Genomic DNA, 21,991 nt, shown 5'->3' with positions numbered 1-21,991 from the left:
ATGGCGGTGACCCAAGCCCCCGCGGGGCCGGGCCTGGCCACGGCGAGCTGGGTCGTCGCGCAGCGCGGGCTCCGGCGGACGCTCCGGACACCGCAGATCATCGTGATGGGCCTCGTCCAGAGCGTCGCGTTCCTGCTGATCTTCCGGTACGTGTTCGGCGGCGCCATCGACACCCGCGGCGCCGGCTACGTCGACTACATGATCCCGGGCCTGCTGACCGTGAGCGGCCTGTTCGCCGGGATGAGCGCGGCCGTCGCGGTCGCCGACGACGCCGCCTCGGGCTACCTCGACCGGCTGAGGTCGCTTCCGATGCCGCGCACCGCCGTCATCGCGGGGCAGGTGCTGGCCGACACCGTCCGGCTCACGCTGATCCTCGCGGTCTCGGCCGCGCTGGCGTTCGCCGTCGGGTTCCGCGTGCACGAGGGCTGGGCCGCCGCGCTGGCCGCGTTCGGCCTGTGCGTCCTGTTCGGCTTCGCCTTCGTGTGGACGTTCGTCGCGCTCGGCCTGCTCACCGCGAACCCGCAGGCGGCGCAGGGCGCCGGGTTCCTCGCGCTGCCGCTGAGCTTCGTGTCCAGCGCCTACGTCCCCGTGGAGACGATGCCGGGATGGCTGCGCGGTTTCGCCGAGAACCAGCCGGTCACCGTCATGATGGACGCCGTCCGGGCCCTCACGCAGGACCCCGGGCCGCACACCGGAGAGATCACGCGGGCGCTGGCGTGGACGGCCGGGATCATCATCGTCTCCGCCGCCGTCGCCGTCGCCCGCTTCCGCCGGATCTGAGAGGGGCACGCGACGTGGATCAAGGTGACGGCATGAGCGGCGGCGGCGGTGAGCGGGCGGCCATCGAGGTGGACGAGTTCCTCCCGCATCCGCCCGCCAAGGTCTGGCGGGCGCTCACCGACCCGGACCTGCTGGCGCGCTGGCTGATGCCGAGCGACTTCAAGCCCGTGGTCGGGCACCGCTTCGCCTTCGCGACCCGCCCGATCCCGAACATCGGCTTCGACGGGACGATCGCCTGCCAGGTCCTCGACATCGACGCCGAACGCCTGCTGCGCATCAGCTGGGGCGGCGGCTCCCTCGACACGACGGTGACCTGGCGGCTCGTCCCGGAGGGCCGCGGCACCCGCCTGTTCATCCGGCACGAGGGCTTCGACCTGGACGATCCCGTCCACGCCTTCGCCTTCCGCGGCATGGGCAGCGGCTGGCGCTCCCACGTCCTGCGCGCCCTCCGCCAGGTCCTCGCCGAGACCGCCTAGCCGGTCGTGGCGGGTGGGCCGGCGTAGCGGCCTTCGAGCATGCCGGTGGCCTGGCCGACCTCGATGAGGTGGCCGTCCGGGTCGCGCATGTAGCAGCGGATCTCGGCCTTGCGGTCGATCGGCTCGGTGAGGAACTCGGCGCCGCGGGCGGTCGCCGCCGCGTAGAACGCGGCGATGTCGGCGACGCGGACGTTCATGAACGCCGAGACCGGGTCGCCGGGCTCGGGCGCGGTCAGCGTGACGTCCGGTTTGTCCGGGGTGGGGCCGCCGCCGGGGTTCATGATGATCCAGGTGTTGGCGACCTTCACGATGGCGGGGTTCTCGTCCAGCACCACCTCCCCGCCGAGGACGTCGGCGTAGAACGCGCGGGACCGGGCCACGTCCCGCACGGTCAGGAAATGCGTCAGCACCAGCCCCTGCTCGGGAGCGGGCAGCCTGCTCCGGTCGACCATCTCGCGTCCTCCCCCTGCGTGGCGTCCCTCGCGGCGTGTCATCCCCACGGGCCGCACGTCAAACCGGGAGGTCAGGCGACGGGCTCCATGGGCGGCCGGTCGGCGTCGGCGAACTGGGTGCGGTACAGGTCGGCGTAGCGGCCCTCGGCGGCGAGGAGGTCGCCGTGGGTTCCCCGCTCGACGATGCGGCCGTCCTCCACGACGAGGATGAGGTCGGCGGCGCGGACGGTGCTGAGGCGGTGGGCGATGACGACGGCGGTGCGGCCGTCGAGGGCTTCGGTCAGCGCTTCTTGAACGGCGGCCTCGGACGTCGAGTCGAGGTGGGCGGTGGCCTCGTCCAGGATCACGACGCGGGGGCGGGCCAGGAGGAGGCGGGCGATGGTGAGGCGCTGGCGCTCGCCGCCGGACAGGCGGTAGCCGCGCTCGCCGACGATGGTGTCGAGGCCGTCCGGGAGGCCCCTGATGAGGGTGTCGAGGCGGGCGCGGTGCAGGACGTCCCACAGCTCGTCCTCGGCGGCCTCGGGACGGGCGAGGAGGAGGTTCTCGCGGATCGACTCGTGGAACAGGTGCCCGTCCTGCGTGACCATCCCGAGCGTGTCGCGGATGCCCTGGAAGGACAGGTCGCGGACGTCCACGCCGCCGATCCGGACGGTGCCCTCGTCGACGTCGTAGAGGCGCGGCAGGAGCTGGGCGATGGTCGACTTCCCGGCCCCGGACGAGCCGACGAGCGCGATCATCTGGCCGGGTTCGGCGCGGAAGGAGATGCCGTGCAGGACGTCGACGCCGCCGCGCGTGTCGAGCGTCGCGACCTCTTCGAGCGAGGCCAGGGAGACCTTGTCGGCGGCCGGGTAGGCGAAGCGGACCCCGTCGAACTCGACGGCGACGGGCCCCGCCGGGACGGTGCGGATCTCGGCCTCGGGCTTCTCGGCGACCAGCGGCCGCAGGTCGAGGACCTCGAAGACGCGCTCGAAGCTGACCAGGGCGCTCATCACCTCGACGCGGGCGCTGGCCAGCGCGGTGAGCGGCGCGTAGAGGCGGGTGAGGAGCAGGGCGAGGGCGACGACGGCGCCCGCGTCGAGGTGGCCGCGCAGGGAGAGGAAGCCGCCGAGCCCATAGACGAGCGCCAGGGCCAGCGCGGACACCATGGTGAGCGCCGTGATGAAGACGTGCTGCACCATCGCGGTGCGGACGCCGATGTCGCGGACGCGCCGGGCCCGCGCCGCGAACTCGGCGGACTCCCGGGACGGGCGGCCGAACAGCTTCACCAGCGTCGCGCCGGGCGCGGAGAAGCGCTCGGTCATCTGCGTGCTCATCGCCGCGTCGTGCGAGGCGGCCTCGCGTTCGAGGCGCGCCAGGCGGCTGCCCATGCGGCGGGCGGGGAGGACGAACACGGGCAGCAGGACCAGCGCGAGAAGGGTGATCTGCCAGGAGATCCGCACCATCACGGCGAACGTGAGCAGCACGGTCACCAGGTTGCTGACGACGCCGGAGAGGGTGTCGCTGAAGGCGCGCTGGGCGCCGATGACGTCGTTGTTGAGGCGGCTGACGAGCGCGCCGGTGCGGGTACGGGTGAAGAACGCGACCGGCATGCGCTGGACGTGGTCGAACACCGAGGTGCGCAGGTCGAGGATCAGGCCCTCGCCGATCCGCGCGGACAGCCACCGGTTGGCGAGCCCGAGGCCGCCCTCACCGAGCGCCAGGATGGCGATCAGCACGGCGAGGCCCACGACCGTGGACGTGGCGGCCTGGTCGACGATGGCGTTGACGACCTGCCCGGCCAGCACGGGCGTCGCGACCGTGAGGACGGCCAGGGCCACGCTGAGCGTGAGGAAGGCGGCCAGCGCCCGTCTGTGGGGGCGGGCGAACCCGGCGATGCGGCGCAGGGTCTTCTTGGAGAAGGGCCTGCTGTCGCGCGCGTTCATCGCGTGGTGCAGCGACATCCACGCGGTGACTTCCATGTCCATGACGCCCCCCGCTGATCGACGGCACTGATCGTTAGCCTGAATAGAGGTAATGATGTGACCTCAAGGGAGGTTGAGGTCAAGCCGAGGGCGCCGGCACGCGACCCGTGGATCCCACGGTGCCGGACGGGTACGACATTTTCGAGGGAAGGGCGTACGTGGACATCGACGAGATCCGGTCCGACACCCCCGGCTGCGCGAGCGTGGCCCACCTCAACAACGCCGGCGCCGCGCTGCCGCCGCGCCCGGTGATCGACGCGGTGACGGAGCATTTCGCGCTGGAATCGACGATCGGCGGGTACGAGGCGGCGGACCGGAACGCGGCGGCCGTCCAGCACTTCTACGACGCGGTGGCGGGGCTGATCGGCGCGCACGCGGACGAGATCGCGTACGTGGAGAACGCCACCCGGGCATGGGACATGGCGTTCTACGCGATTCCGTTCACGAACGGCGACCGCATCCTCACGACGACGAGCGAGTACTCCAGCAACGCGATCGCATACCAGCAGATGGCCGCGACCAAGGGCGTGAGCGTGGAAGTCGTCCCGGACGAGCCCAACGGAACGATTTCCCTGGACGCGCTGGAGGCCGAACTCGTCAAAGGCGGCGTCCGGCTGGTGTCGCTCAACCACATCCCTACGCACAACGGGCTCGTCCACCCGGTCGCGGAGGTCGGACGGCTCTGCCGGGAGCACGGCGTCCTGTACCTGCTGGACGCGTGCCAGTCGGTCGGCCAGCTGACCGTGGACGTCAACGACATCGGCTGCGACCTGCTGTCCGCGACCGGACGCAAGTTCCTGCGCGGCCCGCGCGGGACAGGGTTCCTGTACGTGCGGCGCGGAGTCGTCCGGACGCTGGAGCCGCCTTTCCTCGATTTGCAGGCCGCCACCTGGAACGCACCGGACGGCTTCGAGATGCGCCAGGACGCCGTCCGCTTCGAGACATGGGAACGGTACGTCGCAGGGCAGATAGGTCTGGGCGTCGCCGCCGACTACGCGTCCGCCTTGGGAATGCCCGCGATCGAGAAGCGCGTGCTTGGGCTCGCACGGACGCTGCGTGAGGCACTGGCCGTCCGGCCTGGTGTCACCGTCCTGGACAAGGGTGTGCGGCCGTCCGGCATTGTCACGTTCACCGTGGACGGCCACGAGCCGTTCGCCATCAAGGCGGCAGCAAGGGAACACGGCGTCAACGTCAATGTCACGAGCCCGATCTCACACGGATACGACCCGCACGTCGTTCCGTCGGCCGTGCGGGCCTCCGTGCACTACTACAACACCGAAAACGAGATCGACCGTCTGCTGTCCGTCCTCCCCGGCACCGCTTAGGTGTTCGGGCGGGCGGCGCTGATGTCGGCGAGCGCCGATTCGGAGTCCTCCTCCATCGCCAGGTCACCGATGGACACGATGCCGACCGGGCGACCGTCCTCGATGACGGGGAGCCGCCGCACGGACCGCTCCCGCATGATCTGCGCCGCCCTGTCCAGCGAGTCGTCGGGCCCGACCGTGGCGGTGGCCCTGCTGGCGATGCCGCCGATCTTCGCGTGGGCCGGGTCGCCGCCCGCGGCCAGCCCCCGGATGACCAGGTCGCGGTCGGTGACCAGGCCCTGCAGATCCTCGCCGTCGATGACCAGCACCGCGCCGATGTCCTCGTCGCGCATCGCCCGCGCCACGGTCACGATGTCGAGTTCCGGGGACACCGACGTCGGGGAGCCGGTCATGATGTCGCGCACCTTCGTAGCCATCGCTCACTCCTTGAGCCTCGCGTTGCCTCTGGCCCGGGACGAGTCGGGCCCTACCCGGCAGGAACGGGCTCACTCATGGAGGCCGGGGCGGCGTTCAGGAGCGGAACGGGGCGAACATCCGCTCCGCGCCCGCCGGGTCCCAGACCACCCGGTTCGGATCCTCGGGCGCGGGAGCCGGGACGATGATCGCCGTGGCCGTCACCGCCGCCGCGGCCACCGCCGCCAGCGCGCCGAACAGCGTCCACCGCCCGGGGCCGCGCCGGTCATGCCGCTTGTGCGCCGTCGCCGCGTCCACCAGCCGCCTGCGCTGCCGGAGCAGCGACGCCGCCGGCTGGTGCTCCAGGTCCCGGCCGAAGTCGCGGATCAGTTCGAGATCGTCCATGGTCACGCCTCCTCCGCCCATCGGGTCCGCCTGCAACGGGTTCGTGCCGCCGAGCGCCGCGCGCACCTTGCGCCGGGCCCGGTTCAGCCGGGAGCGGACGGTGCCGACCGGAATGCCGAACGCCCGCGCCACCTCCTCGTACGCCAGGTCGCCTCACGCCACCAGCAGCAGGACGTCCAGGTCCCCGTCTCGGCAGCCCCGCCAGCGCCTCGGCCAGCGCGGGACGCGTCGCCGACGCGGTCACCTGCCGCGACCCTGTCGGCGGGACCCTCGACGGGCCCGTCCACCGGGCTCCTGCGCAGCGCCCGGTAGCGCGCGGCCTCCGTCCGGTGATGCCGCGCGACCAGCTTCGTCGCGATGCCGAACAGCCACGGCCGCGCGTCGCGCTGGGCCAGGATCCGCGTCGCGACACCACGGCGCAAGTGCCGATGCACGCGAACCTTCTCGATAAACTGCGCATCCTTCAAGATGCACGGGGGTTGTCGGGGAGGGCCGCTCCGTCCGCCTGGAGGAACCAGTCAAGGAGGGTCGGCCGTGGACGACGACGCCCAGCAGGAACCGGTGACGTCCGGCTCGGACAAGAAGCGCGCCGACGACGAGCACGAGTCCGCCCGCGCCGCCACCGCCGAGTTCCGCATTCCCGAGAACGTATCGCTGACCAGGCCCGACATCTCCATCCGCCGTCCTGCCACCGACGAGGCCGCGCCAGAGTCCGCCTCGGACGACGACGCATCCGAAGAGCCCGCGCCCACTCCCTCGCAAGGCCCTTGGTACGTCCCCCTCCCGAAGCCCACCGGCGAGGCGGAGGAGCCCGAGGAGGACGAAAAGGCTGCGGCGCCGGAGGCCGTCCCAGCGGAGACACCAGCTAAGCCTGAGTCCGGCAGCGCAGGGCCCACGCGAGTTGAGGCGCTGCCAGTCCTGCCCCCACCATCGCAGAGCGCTCCGCCGCACTCCCCGCCAGCGCAGAGCGCGCCGTCGCAGAGCGCGCCAGCGCAATTTCCGGCTGTTCGATCGTCCGGGCAATGGACGGTGCCGTGGGACGGCCCCGCTCCAGCGTCCCCCGCGCCTCCCGCTCTGCCCGGACCACCCGCACCTCCCCTGGAGGCGGTTGCCGAGACGGGCGCAGAGCCCAAGCGAGGACGGCACTGGCTCGTCGTCGTCGCAGCGGCGCTGGTGCTCGTCGCCGGGATCGTCGTAGGGCAGCTCGCGCGGCCGGTGCCCGAGCCGTCCGTCGAGCTGGCCCTCGCGTCCAGCCACGCCTTCCCCGGGCAAGCTCCGGCGCTGCCGTGGCCGTCGGCCGGGCAGTCGGTCGTCCACGTGGACGGGCTCGGCACGATGGGCACGTCGGGCGGGGCCACGCCGATCCCGACGGCCAGCGTCGCCAAGGTGATGACCGCCTACGTGTACCTGCGCGACCATCCACTGAAACCGGGCGAGGCGGGGCCGGTGATGACGGTGTCGCCGGAGGCGGCGGCGCAGATCCCCGGGCGCAAGCAGCGCGGCGAGTCGATCCTCGGCGTGACGGCGAACCAGCAGCTGACCCAGCGCAAGGCGCTCGAGGCGCTGATGATCATCTCAGCGAACGACGTCGCGCACGAGCTGGCGCGGTGGGACGCCGGTAACGCCCAGGCGTTCGTGGCGAAGATGAACGCGGCGGCCGCGTCGCTGGGCATGACGGGCACGCGCTACACCGATCCGAGCGGCTACCACTCGGGGACGGTGAGCACGGCGGCCGACCAGGTGAAACTGCTGCGCGCGGCGATGAACGTCCCGGCCTTCGCCGAGATCGTGAACACCCGGGCGTACGTCCCGGACGACGGCGGCGAGACCCGGGAGGGCGGGAACTTCCTGCTGGGGCAGTTCGGGGTCGTCGGCGGAAAGACCGGATACACCGACGCGGCCGGCGGCAACTTCGTGTTCGCGGCGCGCAAGAACGTCGCCGGCGTGAACACCCTGATCGTGGGCGCGGTGATGGGCCAGAAGTCGCCGACGGCCGCGGGCGCCGTCAACACGGCGGGGCAGCTCGTCACGGCGGCCGAGGCGGCGCTGACCGTGGCGACCCTCGCGCCGAAGGGGGCCAGGGTCGGGCGGATCGATGACGGCCTCGGCGACACCACGCCCCTGCGCGCCGCCTCCCCGGTGACCGTGGTCGGCTGGGCCGGCCTGACCGTCCCGATCCGCGTCCAGGGCGACCCGCCACGCGAAGGCGGGCCCGGCGAGCGGGTCGCGACCGTGACGGCCGGAGCGGCGCGCGTACCCCTGGAACTCGGCCGGACGCTGAACGAGCCGTCCATCGTCAAACGCCTGATCCGCCTCGGCTGAGGCTCTCGAACCGCGCGGCGGCGGGTCAGGTGTAGAGGGCGGAGAGGAAGCGGATCAGCAGTTCCTCCCTGGTTGCGGGTGGCAGGGCGTTCAGGACGGCGTTCACCGTGGCCATCTCCGGGTCGCCGCCATTGGAGAGGTCCACGCCGACGGAGGCGAGGAGGGCGGCGAAGCCTGCGTCGTCCACGGTGTCGAGGTCGAGGGTGGCGAGGGCCTCGACCAGGCCGGACGGGACGTCGGGCGGTCCGGCGGCGCGGGCGGCCTTCGTGGCATCGGCCAGTGCCGTGAGGAGCGCGTCGATGTCGCTGACGCCGGTCAGCGTGAAATGCAGGTTCGGCGGGATGCCCTGGTAGGACAGCTGAGGCTGGAAGAACCAGCCGCGCGACCGGGCCTCGTCGGCGATGACGAACACGTCCAGGGACGGGTCGTCGGACGTGACGGCGACCAGCGGCACGACGGGCCGGCCGAGGACGCGCAGCCCCGGGATCTCGGCGACGCCCGCGATGAGCCGTTCCGCTGTTCTCATGGCGTTCCCGGCGAGGTCGCGGTAGCCCTGCGCGCCGATCGCGTTGAGAGTCGCCCAGGCGGCGCCGAGCGGTCCGGCGCTGCGGCTGCTCTGGACGCCCGCGTTGATCACGGTGTAGCCGGGCCATCCGGCGGAGGCGAAGTAGGCGTGGCGGCGCAGCGACTCGTCCGCGAACAGGACGACCGAGGCGCCCTTGGGCGCGTAACCGTATTTGTGCAGGTCGCAGGAGAGGGACGTCACGCCGGGAACGGACAGGTCGAACGGCGGGACGTCCCGTCCGGTGTCCCGCAGCCAGGGCAGGACCCAGCCGCCGACGCACGCGTCCACGTGGCAGCGGACCCCGGCGGAGGCGGCGATGGCGGCGATCTCCGGGACCGGGTCCATGACGCCGTGCGGGTAGGACGGCGCGGACGCGACGACCAGGACGGTCCGGGGCGACAGCGCGGCGGCGGTCCCGGCGGGGTCGGCGCGGAACGACGCGTCGACGGGGACGTGCACGACCTCCAGGCCCAGGTAGTGCGCGGCTTTGTGGAAGGCGGGGTGGGCCGTCGCCGGGAGGACGATCTCCGGCCGCCCGTCCACCGGGTGCGCGTCCCTGGCGGCCTTGACCGCCAGCATGATCGACTCGGTGCCGCCGCTGGTGAAAACACCGGAACCGCCGCCCAGCCGGTCCGCGACCGCGCCGACGATCTGGCGTTCGAGGGCGACGACGCTGGGGAACGCGGTCGGGTCCAGGCAGTTGACCTCCAGCATCTCCGCGTAGGCGGTGGCGGCGAGGTCGTGCACGGCTTCGCGTCCGGTGTCGTAGACGTAGGCGGTGACCTGGCCGCCGCGCACGGGCAGGTCGGCGTCCCGCAGCCGGGCGAGTTCGGCGAGCAGTTCACCGGCCGGGCGGCCGATCTCGGGGAGATGGTCAGACGGCATGTTCCGCTGTTTCCTCACTGCGTTGATGGACGGCGGCGAGCCGGCGGTACGCCAGCACCAGGGGGACGCTGAGCAGCAGGAGCACCGCTGGGACGAGCGTGAACCCGGCGGTGAGCCCGGTGAGCGCGGAGTCCGGCTGGAGCACGGGCTCATCCAGGTCGGACGACCGGAACGACGACGCCGCGAGGATCAGCGCGAAAACGCCGGGGCCGAGCGCGAGCGCGCCCGTCTCGGCGGCCGTCCACAGCCCGGTGAAGGCTCCCGACTGCGCGTGCCCGGTCCGTCCCGCGTCGGCGTGGACGGTCTCCGGCAGCAGCGACAGCGGCAGCAGCTGGACGGCCGCGTAGCAGACGCCGATCAGCGCGCTGAGCGCCAGCACGCCCGCCGTCGAGCCGATCGCCGGATACAGCGCGGCGGCCGTCACCGCGAACAGCATGAGCCCGGCCGCATAGCACTCGATCTGCCCATACCTGCGCGACAGCCGTCGCCACAGCGGCACCGCGAACGCGCTCGGCCCGACCATGCAGACGAACATCGCGGAGGTGAGCCCGTAGTCGTCCAGCCGGTAGGTCGCCACGTACGGCGCGCCCGCCAGCATGATCGCGACGGCGAGGGTGTGCGCGACGTACGCGCCGAGCAGCATGAAGAACGGCCTGTTCCCGCGTGCGGTGCGCAGCGCCGCGACCAGCCCCAGCGGGCGCGGCCCCGGACGGGACGGTATCCAGCGGTTCGCGAGCGTGCTCGCGACCATCGCGGCACCCATGGCGAGCCCGATCATGGCCCCCATCAGCGCGTATCCGGCGCGCCCGCCACCGCCCGCGTCCGCCAGCGCGGGGGCGAGGCCGCCCGCGAGCAGGATGCCGAGCGTCAGGCAGACGACCCGCCACGCCATCGCGCGCCCCCGCTCGGACGGCTCGTCCGACACCTCGGCGGGCAGCGCCACGTACGGCACCTGGAAACAGGCGAAAGCGCTCGCGGCCAGCAGGAACGTGATCCCGGCCCAACCCGCCGCGAACCCCGGGGAGTCGACCGGCACGGCGAACATCGCGGCGAACAGGAACGGCAGCGTCACCGCGCCGAGGAGGAGCAGCCTGGTGCGGCGGCCGGTCCGCACGGCCTCCCGGTCGCTGGCGGCGCCGACGATGGGGTTGAGCAGGACGTCCCATGCCTTCGGCACCACGAGCACGACCCCGGCGATCGCGGCGGAAACACCGAGAACATCGGTCAGGTAGTACAGGAGCAGCAGGCCGGGGACGGCGGAGAACACGCCGGTGCCGACCGAGCCGACGCCGTAGCCGAGAAGCCGGCGCCGGGGCAGCCCGCCCGCCATCAGTCGGCCCGGGCGGGCAGGCCGATCGCGGTGGCGACGAGGCGGCGCACGTGGGCGCGGAACCGGGCCAGCTCGCGCGGGTCGTTCCGGCCGTGGCGCCGCCCTTCACCGTCCAGGACGCCGCCGCAGAAGAACCCGTGGGTGCACCAGACGACCGTCCACACGACGTACTCGATGTCGACGTCGTCGGGCATGACCTGGCGGGCGGCGGCGACGACCATGTCCGTCAGCGGCCTGACGTACTGCTCCTCAAGGTGCGCGACGTCGGAGGCGTCCGACAGCCAGCGATGCATCCACAGCGCGGGGATCTCCGGGTTGTCGACGCAGAAGTCGATGTACCGGTCGGCGAGGGTGAGCAGGCCCTCCGCGTCCAGGTCGGCCTCGGCGAGCGCGCCCTCCAGCGCCGCCCGTTCCGCCAGGTGTGCGCGCTCCATGACGGCGAGGTACAGGTCGCGCTTGCCGCCGACGTGGTAGGCGACGGTGGCGACGTTGAGCCCGGCCGCCTCGGCGATCATGCGGGTGGACGTGCCGTCGTAGCCGAGCGCGGCGAACAGCCGTCCGGCCGCGTCCAGGATGCGCTCGCGCCCACCGGCATCGCTGCTGGTCATTCACCACAAACTAGACGCTCCGCAACGAACCGGTCAATCGTTTGATTGAGGACGACGACGCGGCATAGCGGGTCGCACAGGCGGGGATGGCGGTCAGTGCCGCATTCGCTCGAACAGGGGGTCATCGTGGACTGGGGGCTGGACGAAGAATTCCAGACGCCTGACGGGGTCGTGCGGTGGGTGGTCATGCGCAGCGGCGACCCGGTCGTGCTCGTACACGGCACCCCGTACTCGTCCCTTCTGTGGCGGGACATCGCTCCGGCGCTCGCGCTGACCCGCAAGGTCTTCGTTTTCGACCACCTGGGATTCGGCCGGTCGGACCAACGCGAAGGCCAGGACCTCAGCCTGGCCGCTCATGCCAGGAACTTCAGCCGGCTCCTGAACCACTGGGGACTGTCCCGTCCAAGCGTCGTCGCCCACGACATCGGCGGAGCGGTGGCGCTGCGGACGCTGCTGCTGGAAGGGGCGAGTTTCGGGGATCTCACCCTCTTCGACGCGGTGAGCGGCGGCCGGTGGGAGAGGGGCTTGTTCCAGCTCATCCTGCAGCGGGCAGAGGTCTTCCGTCAGCTTCCCGATTACGCGCACGAGGCGCTGGTGGCCGCCCACCTCCGCCACGCCACGCATGTCGGCTTCCGGCCAGGGGTCCTCGATGCCTTCCTCGCGCCGTGGCAGGGCGCCGAGGGGCAGGCCGCGTTCTACCGCCAGTACAGCTAGATCCAGGAGGTGGATACGGCCGACTACGAGCATTTGCTGGGCGAAGTCTCGCTGCCGGTCACCTCCTCCAGGAGGACGCCCCCGCGCGGCTGATGGCCCACCTCACTGCGAAGTTCACGGCACGCGGCTGAACAACACCTAGATCGTTGATGGGGGTTGTAGGGGAGGTCGGGTTAATGGTCGTAGGCGATCAGTGATCGCTTGACCGGAGCACTGATCAGCCAGTTGTGCCAGATCGCGGCGTTGAGCGCGCAGATGCGCTGGCACAGCCGTGTCCACAGCCCCTCCGCGGTGCGTGCGGCGTGGCGTTCCAGACCGAGCTGGTTCTTCAGCGTCCAGATCACCGCTTCGATCCGCTGACGCAGCCAGCTCGGGAACATCACCACCGGCGGATCGGGCTCGTCTTGGCGGACGTGTCGGATCAGCACATGGCCCAGATCGGCGGCGGCCTTCTGCACTCCGGCGCCGGCGAATCCCTTGTCGCACACGATCGGGCACGGTCCCGGCGCGGCCTGCTGGACGTGCAGCAGGTGCACCGCCTGCTTGCGCTCGTCCAGCTCTTTGGGATGGGCCAGGCTGAAGGCGCAAACCGCGCCTTCGGCGGTGGTGATTAGCATCAGTTTGGCGCCCCAGTAGAAGGCGTGGTGCGATTTGTCCATGCCGTAGCCGGCCACTTCGCCCAGTGACGAGCGGTTCACGGTGGCGCGCGAGGCACCGCACCGCAGCGGGGTGCCGTCCATCAACCGCACCCGGTCGTGCCAGGACGGGATCCGGCGCACCAGCCACATCGACGCGGCGTACAGGGCGGGAGCCGCATCGCGCAGATGCCGGTTGTACTCGGACTGGCCGGGCAGCCGCGGGAACAGGTGACCGATCCTGACATGGGCGCTTCGGAGCCACCGGCGCTCGGAATCGCAGCCCAGCAACACCTGGGCGACGGCGATGCAGACCAGTTCGGCATCGTTGAGTACCCGGTCGGGACCACGTCTGCGGGGCCGGCCGGCCGAGCGCAGGACGTGGTCATCCAGATGGACATAGAGTGCGGTCAGAAGGGCGTCCAGGTTTGTCTTCACACACTGATCATGGGCGCCCTTCGCCATGCCCGAAGCCGGTTCGGCAAACCCCCATCAACGATCTAGGTGCGGCGGGCGCTGGGACCGGCGAACACGGCGGCGGCCCCGAGCCCCAGGTAGATGAGGCCCGTCGCGTACCGCTGCCGCCGCCGGAACGCGGGACGGGCACGCAGCCACCCACCGATCGAGCCCGCCGCGACCGCGTACACCAGGTCGCTCCCCAGGCCGATCAGCGCGGTGACGACCCCCATCGCGACGATCTGCAGCGGCACCGCGCCCGCGTCCTGATCGACGAACTGAGGCAGGAACGCCAGGAAGAACAGCACGACCTTCGGGTTGAGGACGTTGACGAGCATCCCGTCCAGGAAGACGCGGCGCAACGGCTGCGGTTCGAGCGCCATGTCACCTGTTTCATGGCGCCCACGCAACGCCCGGTAGGCCAGAAAAACCAGGTAGGCGGCACCCGCATAGCGCAGGAACCCGAACGCGGTCGCGGACGCGGCAACAACCGCCGAAAGCCCTGCTCCCGCCGCGGCGATGTGGACGACCGTCCCCGCCTCGACGCCGAGCGCGGACGCGATCCCGGCCCGGCGCCCTTCTCCGATGCTGCGCGTCGTGATGTACAGGTGGTTCGGGCCGGGAATGGCGACGAGCGCCAGCGCGGCCAGCAGGAACAGCAGCGGGTTCGTCACCCGAGCACGCTACGGACCAGCGTGGTCCCCGCGCCAGAGCCAATCAACCCCACCCCAACAGGACCAATTCAAGGGGCAGTGGGCGCGGTGAGGGCGCCCGCCAGCACCAGACGGCCCGCCGTGCGGACCATCGCGGCGACCTCCTCCACCGGCTGGCGCAGCGACGCGAGGCTGACCAGCGCGGCGAGCAGGACGTGCCCGAGGACGAGCTCGACGTCCTCCCGCTCGGGCACCGGGTCGCCGATCGCCGTGGACAGCCGGTCGCGCAGGAACAGGAACAGGACGGTGCGCGCGTCGTCCACGCTGGAGTCGTCCGACGTCACCGCCTGGATGATGGCCGAGGTCAGCGTCGGCTCGTCCGCCGCGACGTACACGATGCGCTCCAGCAGCGCGGTCAGCCGTTCGAGCGGCGTGTCCCCGACCGCGAGCACCTCGATGTCGTCGGTGACGCGGTGCGCCCACGTCGCCGCGACCTCGGTGAGCAGGTGGTCCTTGGTGGCGAAATAGCGGTAGACGGTCGCACGGCCGACCCCGGCGCGGTCCGCGACGTCATGCATGGTGACGGCCGGATAGCCGCCCTCCAGCGCCAGCTCCCGCGCCGAGTCGATCAGCCGCTCCCGCCGCTCCCGCTGGTCCTTGCTCAGCGTCCGCGCAACGGCGAACCGCTCGCCCTCGCCCAATATGACCGCCCTGTCCGCCCTGCAGTGACCGCCCCCATTCTTCCGCATTTTCCCACCCAAACCGCGCCAGGGCCGACCCTCCACCCGTCCCAGACATCCACCCCGGCCAGCACACAGGCCCGCCTGCGCCTGATTAGCGCAGGTCGCCATGGTCAAGTGGACGTCCGACCACGGCCTCTACGCTGGCGGCCATGGAGCGAAGCGACCCAGTATTGGCCTACCACCCAGCCAACCGGGTGCTGCTCGACTACCTGCAAACGCGAGCCCGCCGCCCCAATACACCCATTGGCCACACCTACGCCCTGGACGGATGGGAACTCCGCACCCACCCCGATTTGCTGGAACGGTTCGAAGAAATCGCCCCAGACGACGCCCCGATCATCCCGCTGTTCGGCGTTCCCGCCCTCGCAGCCAACGGAATCGCCGCAGCCGCCGCTCTCGGAACCAACTGGTTAATGGTCAGACTGCCGCAACTCCCAGACAACGTCGAAACCAAGGACCCCATACTCCCGCTGTCCAATCATGGATGGCACGCGGTCAGCGCCTGGCAGAGCGGAACCCCCTCCGCAGAGGGCAAACAGCGCCTCACCAACCTACTAAACGACGCACTTCATCACGCACGCACCATCAACCCATAGCCGACGCTGCCCTGAGCCATCCACTGCACGCGCCCGTCACCGCTCCTTGAGCACCCCGACAAGCCGTCGGAAGTCACAGCGACTCACGCGGACTACCCCTGCGCTCGGCGCATCAGCGACCTCAACACAGTTATCTCCAGATTCACTACTGCGAGCCGACTTCGGTCAAGGCGCTTCGTTAGCGCTCATGATTCTCATGACCTCGCCGGGTAATCAGGATGTCGAGTTAAAGTTGCTTGAGAATGTTCGCAAAGTGCTGGAAGTCGCTGGTGCTAATGATGAGCTTGGGACCACTGGGGTCCTTGCTGTCACGGAACGCCACGGCGTTCGGGGCGCCTGCAACCTCAACACAGTTGTCATTCTGAACCGTGCTGCGTGAAGCCTTGCGCCACACCGCCTTGCTCAGGTCCATCTCTCGTCAATCACCTTTCTAATCAGCGCTCGGCTGTCTCTCACGTTGAGCGCCTCTGCCTGAAGACTAGCGAACGTTTCGTTCAGGGTCGCCAGGTCTGCCGGGTCTGCGCTGGTCACACCATCCGTCGCGTTGACGATGTATGTAGCCTCGCGGCGGTCCGCCTGGGTTGCGATCGCGAAGGCCGCCCGCGCTTCCTCGACGTAGACGGTCGGGAGGATCTGGAGCCGGATGCCGTCCCTATGGGAGAGCTCGAGCAGGTACTCGAGTTGCTCCCGCATGACGTCCACTGTGCCGACCTGCCTGTGCAGGACGCTCTCCTCCAGCACCACGAATATCTTGGGTGCGGGGTCGCTCAGGACCTGCTTCTGCCTGTACATCCGGGTGGCCACGTCATCGGGACTCTTCAGGACTGCGCTGGCGTAGCTCTCGGTCTGGAACAGCCCGTTCACTATGTGTGTCTCGTAGACGCGGATGAGATTGGCCGTCAGCTCCGCCTTCGGGAAGTCCACGAAGTACGTGGCGTACTTGATCGACTTGATCGCCTCCAGCAGTTCGTGCCAGGCCTCGACGATCTCACCGTTCGCGTGCAGCGCACTGTCCAGCCGATTGGCGAAGTCGAAGCGGCACCGCGTCGCGCCGCGTTCAACGTGGCTGACGTAGGCGCGCGAGACGTTCACCAGGGCGGCGAGCTTGGTCTGGTTGAGCCCTGCCGCTTCCCGCGACCGCCTGACCACTGCGCCGAAGGTCCGGAGCTCAGGGCTGTCTTTGCCCTTGTTGCTGGTCTCAGCCATCTTGATCTCCATTCCCAGAGGCGCAACCAGGCTGCTCAGGAACGCAACCGGAATGCGGGTGCTTGCCAGGTCAACAATTAACGTACGTCTTTCTGTGGCTGGATGGTGGTCGTTCGATAACACAGGGTGATTACGGCGGGTACTTCCGGTTTGGCGGATTGGCCCCGTTCGAGATCAGCCGCCGTCCAAGCTGGAGGGGGATTCACCGATGCCCGCAGCGCTACTCGCGCCCGAGTCGCCGGCGCTCGTGCTGGAGCCGGACGACCAGGCGCCCGCGAAAGCGCGGCGCTACCTCACCGAGCGGTTCCGCGAACTCGGGCACGCCGACGACTTCGCCGGGCGGCTCGTGGTTACCGAACTGGTGACCAACGCCTACAAGCACGTCGGTATCGGGCGCATCGTCGTCCGCGTCTTCCCGGACGGGTGCGAGCCGCTCACCGTCATCGAGGTCGAGGACGAGGGCACCGCGCTCCCCGTGGTCCGGGACGAGGACGACGACGCCGAGAGCGGGCGCGGCCTGCTGCTGATGGCGCAGCTCGTCCACGACTGGGGTGTCCGGCGGCTGGGCGAGGGGGGAAAGCTCGTATGGGCCCGCTGCGCCCGCTGAAAGTCCAGGTGGGCCGCTACCTGCTGCGGTGGCGGACCCGTCTGGGACGCGCCACGGCCATCCACCACCTCGACCTGCTCGCCGCCGCCCTCGCGCCCAAGAACTATCGGTACATCAAGCTCTACCAGGCCGACGAGTTCCCGACCCGTCCCCCGCTCCTGTGGGTCCTCGCGTTCGGCCAGGACCGCCACGTCCGCGTCGCGGTTCACGTCCGCGCGACACCCGGCGGGGACTGGGCCTACTACGAGGCGGGGCGCGGCAGGCACGGCTACCTCTGCCCCTGCGGCGACGCGAAACAGGCCGCCGACGAGGTGGACGGCCTCCTCAAACACCGCATGTTCCCCTCCACCTGGCCAGGCCGCTGATCAATTGCCTCCGCCCCTGGCAGCGGACCTGATCGGATATGCAAAACGATCGAGTGGGATGCCCGAAAATACGGTTAAAGGACCATGCGGGGAGTCAACTGACGGAGTCAATGCGTAGTTTTGCACATAGCATGAGCAGGAAAGATCCTTTTCTGTTGCCTCTCCGCCGAACATGCAAAGATGGGCATGCAGGGTACCCGCAAAGAACGATCAGCAGGGGAGGCCGGCGATGGAGCCCGTCATCGCGCGTGGTAATAGGGCAGAAGTCCACAAAGGCGCCGAGGGTGTGCTTGCGCAGGTGCTCATCGACCCGAGATCGACCGGTGCGAAAAGTCTTGCCCTCGGATACATCTCCTTCGCCGCGGGGTCGAGCGTCCCACCGCATACGCGAGAGGTCGATGAGTTCATCTATGTGATCGAGGGAATCGCCACCATCCTCTCGTGCGGCAGGGAGTTCATGCTCGACCCCGGTGACGCGATCTACATTCCCGCCGGAACCGAACACCAGCATGTCAACAAGGCAGGCGAGACCACCCTCCGCCAGCTGTACATCTTTTCACCTCCTGGGCCGGAACAGGGGGTCATGATGTGGCCGCGAGCAGGCGGCGAGGCATAACGGGGAAGCATGGGCACCTACTCGGATCTCCTGAAGTCCCGCCGGACGAACAGGTTCGCGGGCCGGCAGGAGATTCTGAGTATGTTCCTCAGGAGGCTTCGCAACGGCGCGTTCGAAGACGTGGCGATCCTGAACATCCATGGCCAGACAGGAATGGGCAAGTCCTTTTTGCTCCTGCAGTTCGCCACGCTGGCCGAGGCCGAGGGCCATCCCGTCGCCGGCATCAGCGTGCAGAAGCAGAGGACTCCCTTTTCGGCGCTCCAAAGTCTCTATTCTCAGCTCAGGAACTCCACCCCGGCGTCCCTGCTTCGAGAGGTCGAGAGGCACTTCGAAAAGCTGGAGGCCATCGAAATCAAGCTGGCGCACGCGGCGGGCGCCATGTCGGCGGAGGCCAGGGAATCGGGCGGACTTCTCGGCGGCGTGGTCGGGGAGACGCTGGGATCGGCGACCGGGCTGCCGATGGGCTCCATGGTCGGCTCTCACATCGGGAGCTTCATCGGCGGCAGGATCAGCAGATCCGACGTTCGTCGCATCTCACGGAGCACCGGGCTCAAAGAGGAGGACATCCAGTTCTGCGCGAACGCGGAGGCCAAGCTGACCGAGCTCACGGTGAAGGTGCTGAACCACCTGGCGCTCGAACAGGGAGCCTTCCTTCTCACCGTGGACGTCTACGAGCAGTGCACGGCCGGCCTGGACGAGTGGCTGCTGCAGAGTGTGATCCCGCATCTGCAAACCGAAGTGACATTGGTCGTGGCCGGAAGAATCCCCCTAGCCGAGTTGCCGAGCTGGGAACCGCTCATATTCGTCACCCACCCCTATGAATTGACCTCCTTCACCGAGACGGAAAGCATCGAGTTCTGGCGGCTGCACGGTATGGCCGACGAAGTCAAGGCCAGGCTCATCCACACCACCACCCGGGGCTACCCTTTCCTCTGCGGTGTCATCGCGGACACGCATCGCGCCAAGTCGGACCGTCTGTGGACCAGCAACCTGAGCGACCTCAACGACCATCCGGCGGTGGTGGATAGGGTCATCTCCCGATTCATGTCCGAACTGGGCGAAGACACGCTCGTGCAGATCATCCGGGCCTGCGCGATCCCCCGCTGGTTCGACAGGGAGATGGTAGACGCCCTGGTCGGGCCGGACGCACGAGAGCATTTCGACGTCATCGTCGGCCTGTCGTTCGTGCTGAGGAACAGGGACGGCAGCTACGGCCTGCACGATCTGGCACGTGGCGCACTGCTGGCCGACACCAGGGCGCTCGACCCCGACCGGGTCCGGCGAATGCACGGCACGGTCGCCTCCCTGCTCCGCTCCAGGAGGAGCGCGAGGGGCGCGCAGTACCTGAGCGACGAGATCTACCATCTCCTGTCCGCTGACGAAGAGATGGGAATCGAACTGGGGCACGAGATGATCCGCGCCGCGCGGAACATCGGCTACAGCACCTCACTCGATCCTATGATCAAGGAAATGGCGGCCTTTCAGTACGCGACGAGAAACGGCCAGTTGTGGAAGCTGCTGTGCACCAGCCAGGAGGCCATCAGAAACGGCGAGTGGGACACCGCCGAACGACTGCTAGACGACCTGGACTTCCATTCCGATCTGCCGGGTGACCTCAAGCTCTGGATCATCGAGATGCGGGCGATCGTGCTGGTCGGCCGCGGAAGCTACCAGGAGGCACTGAGCCTCTATCAAGCCGCCGTCGACGAGTTGGAGGCCGGCGCCGCCGCCGAGCCGATCGCCATGACCGAGTCCTATTACCGGCTGGTCGAGACGTGCGGCATTCTCTCCCGATTCTCCGAGGCCGACGCGAACATCGCGCGCGGGATGCGGCGGATCGGCGGGGATCCGCTCTCGCGGGCCCGGCTTCTCCTGGCCAAGGCAACGGTGTGCCGACTGCACGGCAGGACCGACGAGGGGATCGAGGCCGCCAAGGAGGCGGTGGGGATCTACAAGACTGAGGACGACCCGCGGTCCGGGGCCTTCGCGATGATCCAGCTCGCGCGGCTGCTCAGCCACAGCGGGATCTGGGTCGCGTCGGAGGATCTGCTGCGCCAAGCGCTGACCCTGGAAGAGCAGGCCCCCTTTGAATACGACCTGGGCAACATCTATCTGTTCCGTGGGAACATCGAGCGCCGGCGCAGAAACTGGAGGCGTGCGCTGTCCCTGTACGAGCGCGCGATCTCCATTCACGGAAAGATGGGTTCCTGGCGGGAGATCGGGCCGCTCTACGGCAGCCTCGGAGTGGTGCATCACGCGCTGGGCGACAGAGCCCTCGCCGCCAGGTACCTCGAAGACAGTCTTCGGATCAAACGGGAACAGCAGTACGAGCGCGGAGTCGCCGTCACGCTCAAGTACATGGCCGACATGATGTTGCTCGAACGCTCCTATGATCAGGCGCTGGCGTGCTGCCAGGAGGCCATCGGAATCGCCGACCACCTCGACCTGAGATATGTGCGTTCCTGGGCGAGGGTAACTCGTGGAAGAGCGCAGATGAGGCAGGGCGACTTCGACGCCGCCCGCGCCACCTACGGTGAGATCGTAATGGCGGAGAACACCTTCGCCGACCTCGAATCCTATGCTCGACTCTATACGGCTCTCTTGGGCCGCGCTCGGGGTGCCGAGAGCACCGGACCGGAAACGGCCGCACTGTCCGGTGCGATATCCCGGAGCCTGCGATACAACCCCTATTGCGGCCATGAATCCGTCGAAACTGTCCTGGACGACGGAAGGGCCTTGGAGAGGGCCGGCCTCGTATCGGGCGAACGACTGAACGAATTTGCGCACGGTGTTCTGCACGAATACCGGCGCAACCGACTCGAAGACGTAGAGGCCGAGCAGCGGCGGCGCGAATCCACGCCCGCGCACCTCCCCACCCTGCCAAAATTGATCAGGACGTTCCTGAACGAGTGAAAGGTCGGCGCATCATGGGTGAAGACGTCACACCCACCGAGGCATACTATGACGAGGCATGGCGGGTGAAACTGAATCGTCCAGAGTACGCCACACTGAACAGGCGATGGCGGAGCAGATGGGACTTCGTCGCCGCGCATATTCGGGAGCGGGCGGACGTTCTCGACATGGGATGCGGAGACGGTGTTCTCGGCGCTCGGCTGATTCGCGACAAGGGCTGCGACGTCTTCGGAGTGGACGTCTCCGACTACGCGCTCGATAAGGCGCGATCCCAAGGCATCAAAGCCAGCAAGAGTGACATCTCGATGTCACCTCTGCCCTTCGACGGTGCCTCGTTCGACGCTGTGGTGCTCTCCTGCGTTCTGGAGCACATCCCGCACCCGGAACACGCGTTGGCGCAGGCGGTCAGGGTGCTCCGAGCGGGCGGGTCCCTCTTCGTCACATTGCCCAATCCGCTGACCTGGAAGATCCGCCTCGCCTTCCTGCGCGGCGAGTTCCACCCCGACTTCCTGCACTCCAAGCCCGGTGAGGGGCTCCATTACCGGTTCTGGCGATGTGGCGGCGAGCTGGAGGCGATGGTCGCGGACCTGGACCTGCCCGCGGACCTGAAGGTCAAGGAGGTCGATGTCAAGAACCCGAAACTGTACTCCCGGCCTGGCCTACGAGCGCGCAGGCTCGCCATCAGGCTGCGCCCGGGACTGTTCGGCGAGTACATGCATTACTTCTTCCTGCTGAAAACACGTTGACCCCTGGTGATCCGGCGTCGCCGAAAGCCTGGTTGACTTCAAGTGGGCTTGAAGTTGCAGGATTCTGGACATGGATCAGAAGCAGACGGCAGGCGGTTCCAGCGGTACCGACGCGCTTATTGCTCAACTCGACGTCGCGGAGAGCATTGCTGAGATGCGCGAGTTGCGGGCGCGTTCTTATGGGTTGCTCGGCGTCGCGGCGGGCGTGGCGGTGGTTGATGTCGGGTGTGGGGCCGGGC

At 69.1% G+C, this 21,991-nt stretch carries 23 protein-coding genes and 1 pseudogene; 11 read left to right on the top strand and 13 right to left on the bottom strand.

What is annotated here, in order from left to right:
* Together ETD83_RS10615 and ETD83_RS10610 are read left to right on the top strand one after the other, a co-directional pair.
* The gene (locus ETD83_RS10615) at window positions 1–780 is read left to right on the top strand and encodes an ABC transporter permease (protein WP_138644903.1); all 780 of its coding nucleotides are present in this window, start codon (window positions 1–3) and stop codon (window positions 778–780) included.
* 32 nt (window positions 781–812) lie between these two features.
* Entirely contained in the window at window positions 813–1,256 is a 444-nt protein-coding gene (locus ETD83_RS10610; RefSeq protein ID WP_138644902.1) for an SRPBCC family protein, read from the top strand.
* On the opposite strand, the gene ETD83_RS10605 is transcribed toward ETD83_RS10610, so the two are convergent.
* Window positions 1,253–1,708: a VOC family protein gene (locus ETD83_RS10605; RefSeq protein WP_138644901.1), complete on the bottom strand. Its 456-nt coding sequence runs from the start codon at window positions 1,706–1,708 to the stop codon at window positions 1,253–1,255. The two genes, ETD83_RS10610 and ETD83_RS10605, sit on opposite strands and share 4 nt — an antisense overlap.
* A gap of 71 nt (window positions 1,709–1,779) precedes the next feature.
* The gene (locus tag ETD83_RS10600) at window positions 1,780–3,672 is read right to left on the bottom strand and encodes an ABC transporter ATP-binding protein (RefSeq protein WP_138644900.1); all 1,893 of its coding nucleotides are present in this window, start codon (window positions 3,670–3,672) and stop codon (window positions 1,780–1,782) included.
* 104 nt (window positions 3,673–3,776) lie between these two features.
* On the opposite strand from ETD83_RS10600, the gene ETD83_RS10595 reads away from it, so the two are divergent.
* The gene (locus ETD83_RS10595; RefSeq protein ID WP_230420820.1) at window positions 3,777–4,994 is read left to right on the top strand and encodes an aminotransferase class V-fold PLP-dependent enzyme; all 1,218 of its coding nucleotides are present in this window, start codon (window positions 3,777–3,779) and stop codon (window positions 4,992–4,994) included.
* Here ETD83_RS10595 and ETD83_RS10590 read toward each other — a convergent pair.
* The gene (locus tag ETD83_RS10590; RefSeq protein ID WP_138644899.1) at window positions 4,991–5,410 is read right to left on the bottom strand and encodes a CBS domain-containing protein; all 420 of its coding nucleotides are present in this window, start codon (window positions 5,408–5,410) and stop codon (window positions 4,991–4,993) included. The two genes, ETD83_RS10595 and ETD83_RS10590, sit on opposite strands and share 4 nt — an antisense overlap.
* 94 nt (window positions 5,411–5,504) lie before the next feature.
* Window positions 5,505–5,924, bottom strand: a complete 420-nt coding sequence (locus ETD83_RS44330; RefSeq protein ID WP_230420819.1) for a hypothetical protein — start codon at window positions 5,922–5,924, stop codon at window positions 5,505–5,507.
* A 402-nt stretch (window positions 5,925–6,326) separates the two neighbouring features.
* On the opposite strand from ETD83_RS44330, the gene ETD83_RS10580 reads away from it, so the two are divergent.
* A complete protein-coding gene (locus ETD83_RS10580; RefSeq protein WP_230420818.1) occupies window positions 6,327–8,114 on the top strand; it encodes a D-alanyl-D-alanine carboxypeptidase family protein in 1,788 nt (595 codons plus the stop codon).
* Window positions 8,115–8,139: 25 nt separating this feature from the next.
* On the opposite strand, the gene ETD83_RS10575 is transcribed toward ETD83_RS10580, so the two are convergent.
* The 3 genes from ETD83_RS10575 to ETD83_RS10565 are packed head-to-tail and all read right to left on the bottom strand — an operon-like array spanning window position 8,140 to window position 11,502.
* On the bottom strand, window positions 8,140–9,564 hold the full coding sequence (locus ETD83_RS10575) for a pyridoxal phosphate-dependent decarboxylase family protein (RefSeq protein ID WP_138644897.1): 1,425 nt from the start codon (window positions 9,562–9,564) through the stop codon (window positions 8,140–8,142).
* Window positions 9,554–10,894: an MFS transporter gene (locus ETD83_RS10570; RefSeq protein WP_138644896.1), complete on the bottom strand. Its 1,341-nt coding sequence runs from the start codon at window positions 10,892–10,894 to the stop codon at window positions 9,554–9,556. The genes ETD83_RS10575 and ETD83_RS10570 overlap by 11 nt, the downstream gene beginning before the upstream one ends.
* The gene (locus ETD83_RS10565) at window positions 10,894–11,502 is read right to left on the bottom strand and encodes a TetR/AcrR family transcriptional regulator (protein WP_138644895.1); all 609 of its coding nucleotides are present in this window, start codon (window positions 11,500–11,502) and stop codon (window positions 10,894–10,896) included. The genes ETD83_RS10570 and ETD83_RS10565 overlap by 1 nt, the downstream gene beginning before the upstream one ends.
* A gap of 96 nt (window positions 11,503–11,598) precedes the next feature.
* On the opposite strand from ETD83_RS10565, the gene ETD83_RS10560 reads away from it, so the two are divergent.
* Window positions 11,599–12,216 carry an alpha/beta fold hydrolase gene (locus ETD83_RS10560; RefSeq protein ID WP_230420817.1) on the top strand — a complete coding sequence of 206 codons (618 nt, stop codon included), beginning with the start codon at window positions 11,599–11,601 and terminating at the stop codon, window positions 12,214–12,216.
* Window positions 12,217–12,389: 173 nt separating this feature from the next.
* On the opposite strand, the gene ETD83_RS10555 is transcribed toward ETD83_RS10560, so the two are convergent.
* From ETD83_RS10555 to ETD83_RS10545, 3 genes are all read right to left on the bottom strand, one after another.
* Window positions 12,390–13,289, bottom strand: a complete 900-nt coding sequence (locus tag ETD83_RS10555) for a transposase (protein ID WP_138644894.1) — start codon at window positions 13,287–13,289, stop codon at window positions 12,390–12,392.
* A gap of 62 nt (window positions 13,290–13,351) precedes the next feature.
* Entirely contained in the window at window positions 13,352–13,981 is a 630-nt protein-coding gene (locus tag ETD83_RS10550) for a LysE family translocator (RefSeq protein ID WP_138644893.1), read from the bottom strand.
* A 68-nt stretch (window positions 13,982–14,049) separates the two neighbouring features.
* Complete coding sequence (locus tag ETD83_RS10545; protein WP_230420816.1) at window positions 14,050–14,661, bottom strand: TetR/AcrR family transcriptional regulator; 612 nt, start codon at window positions 14,659–14,661, stop codon at window positions 14,050–14,052.
* A 191-nt stretch (window positions 14,662–14,852) separates the two neighbouring features.
* Between ETD83_RS10545 and ETD83_RS10540 the strand changes: the two genes are divergently transcribed.
* Window positions 14,853–15,299, top strand: coding sequence for a hypothetical protein (locus ETD83_RS10540; RefSeq protein ID WP_138644891.1), 447 nt, complete (start codon window positions 14,853–14,855; stop codon window positions 15,297–15,299).
* Window positions 15,300–15,335: 36 nt separating this feature from the next.
* On the opposite strand, the pseudogene ETD83_RS45920 reads toward ETD83_RS10540, so the two are convergent.
* From ETD83_RS45920 to ETD83_RS10525, 3 genes and pseudogenes are all read right to left on the bottom strand, one after another.
* Window positions 15,336–15,449: pseudogene (locus ETD83_RS45920) on the bottom strand (DUF397 domain-containing protein); the annotation flags it as partial.
* A 76-nt stretch (window positions 15,450–15,525) separates the two neighbouring features.
* Entirely contained in the window at window positions 15,526–15,711 is a 186-nt protein-coding gene (locus tag ETD83_RS10530; protein WP_138644890.1) for a DUF397 domain-containing protein, read from the bottom strand.
* Entirely contained in the window at window positions 15,702–16,505 is an 804-nt protein-coding gene (locus ETD83_RS10525) for a helix-turn-helix domain-containing protein (protein ID WP_171064125.1), read from the bottom strand. Before ETD83_RS10525 ends, ETD83_RS10530 begins: the two co-directional genes overlap by 10 nt.
* 208 nt (window positions 16,506–16,713) lie before the next feature.
* Between ETD83_RS10525 and ETD83_RS10520 the strand changes: the two genes are divergently transcribed.
* From ETD83_RS10520 to ETD83_RS10500, 5 genes are all read left to right on the top strand, one after another.
* Window positions 16,714–17,112 carry an ATP-binding protein gene (locus ETD83_RS10520; RefSeq protein ID WP_138644888.1) on the top strand — a complete coding sequence of 133 codons (399 nt, stop codon included), beginning with the start codon at window positions 16,714–16,716 and terminating at the stop codon, window positions 17,110–17,112.
* A complete protein-coding gene (locus ETD83_RS10515; RefSeq protein WP_138644887.1) occupies window positions 17,091–17,477 on the top strand; it encodes a hypothetical protein in 387 nt (128 codons plus the stop codon). Before ETD83_RS10520 ends, ETD83_RS10515 begins: the two co-directional genes overlap by 22 nt.
* 229 nt (window positions 17,478–17,706) lie before the next feature.
* The gene (locus ETD83_RS10510; RefSeq protein ID WP_171064124.1) at window positions 17,707–18,093 is read left to right on the top strand and encodes a cupin domain-containing protein; all 387 of its coding nucleotides are present in this window, start codon (window positions 17,707–17,709) and stop codon (window positions 18,091–18,093) included.
* A 9-nt stretch (window positions 18,094–18,102) separates the two neighbouring features.
* The gene (locus tag ETD83_RS10505; RefSeq protein WP_138644885.1) at window positions 18,103–21,006 is read left to right on the top strand and encodes a tetratricopeptide repeat protein; all 2,904 of its coding nucleotides are present in this window, start codon (window positions 18,103–18,105) and stop codon (window positions 21,004–21,006) included.
* A gap of 14 nt (window positions 21,007–21,020) precedes the next feature.
* Complete coding sequence (locus ETD83_RS10500; RefSeq protein WP_138644884.1) at window positions 21,021–21,752, top strand: class I SAM-dependent methyltransferase; 732 nt, start codon at window positions 21,021–21,023, stop codon at window positions 21,750–21,752.
* Window positions 21,753–21,991: the final 239 nt, after the last annotated feature.

Source organism: Actinomadura soli (assembly GCF_005889715.1).
GTDB lineage: Bacteria > Actinomycetota > Actinomycetes > Streptosporangiales > Streptosporangiaceae > Spirillospora > Spirillospora soli.
Note: the sequence above shows the minus strand (reverse complement) of the source record. Positions and strands in the feature narration are given on the sequence as shown.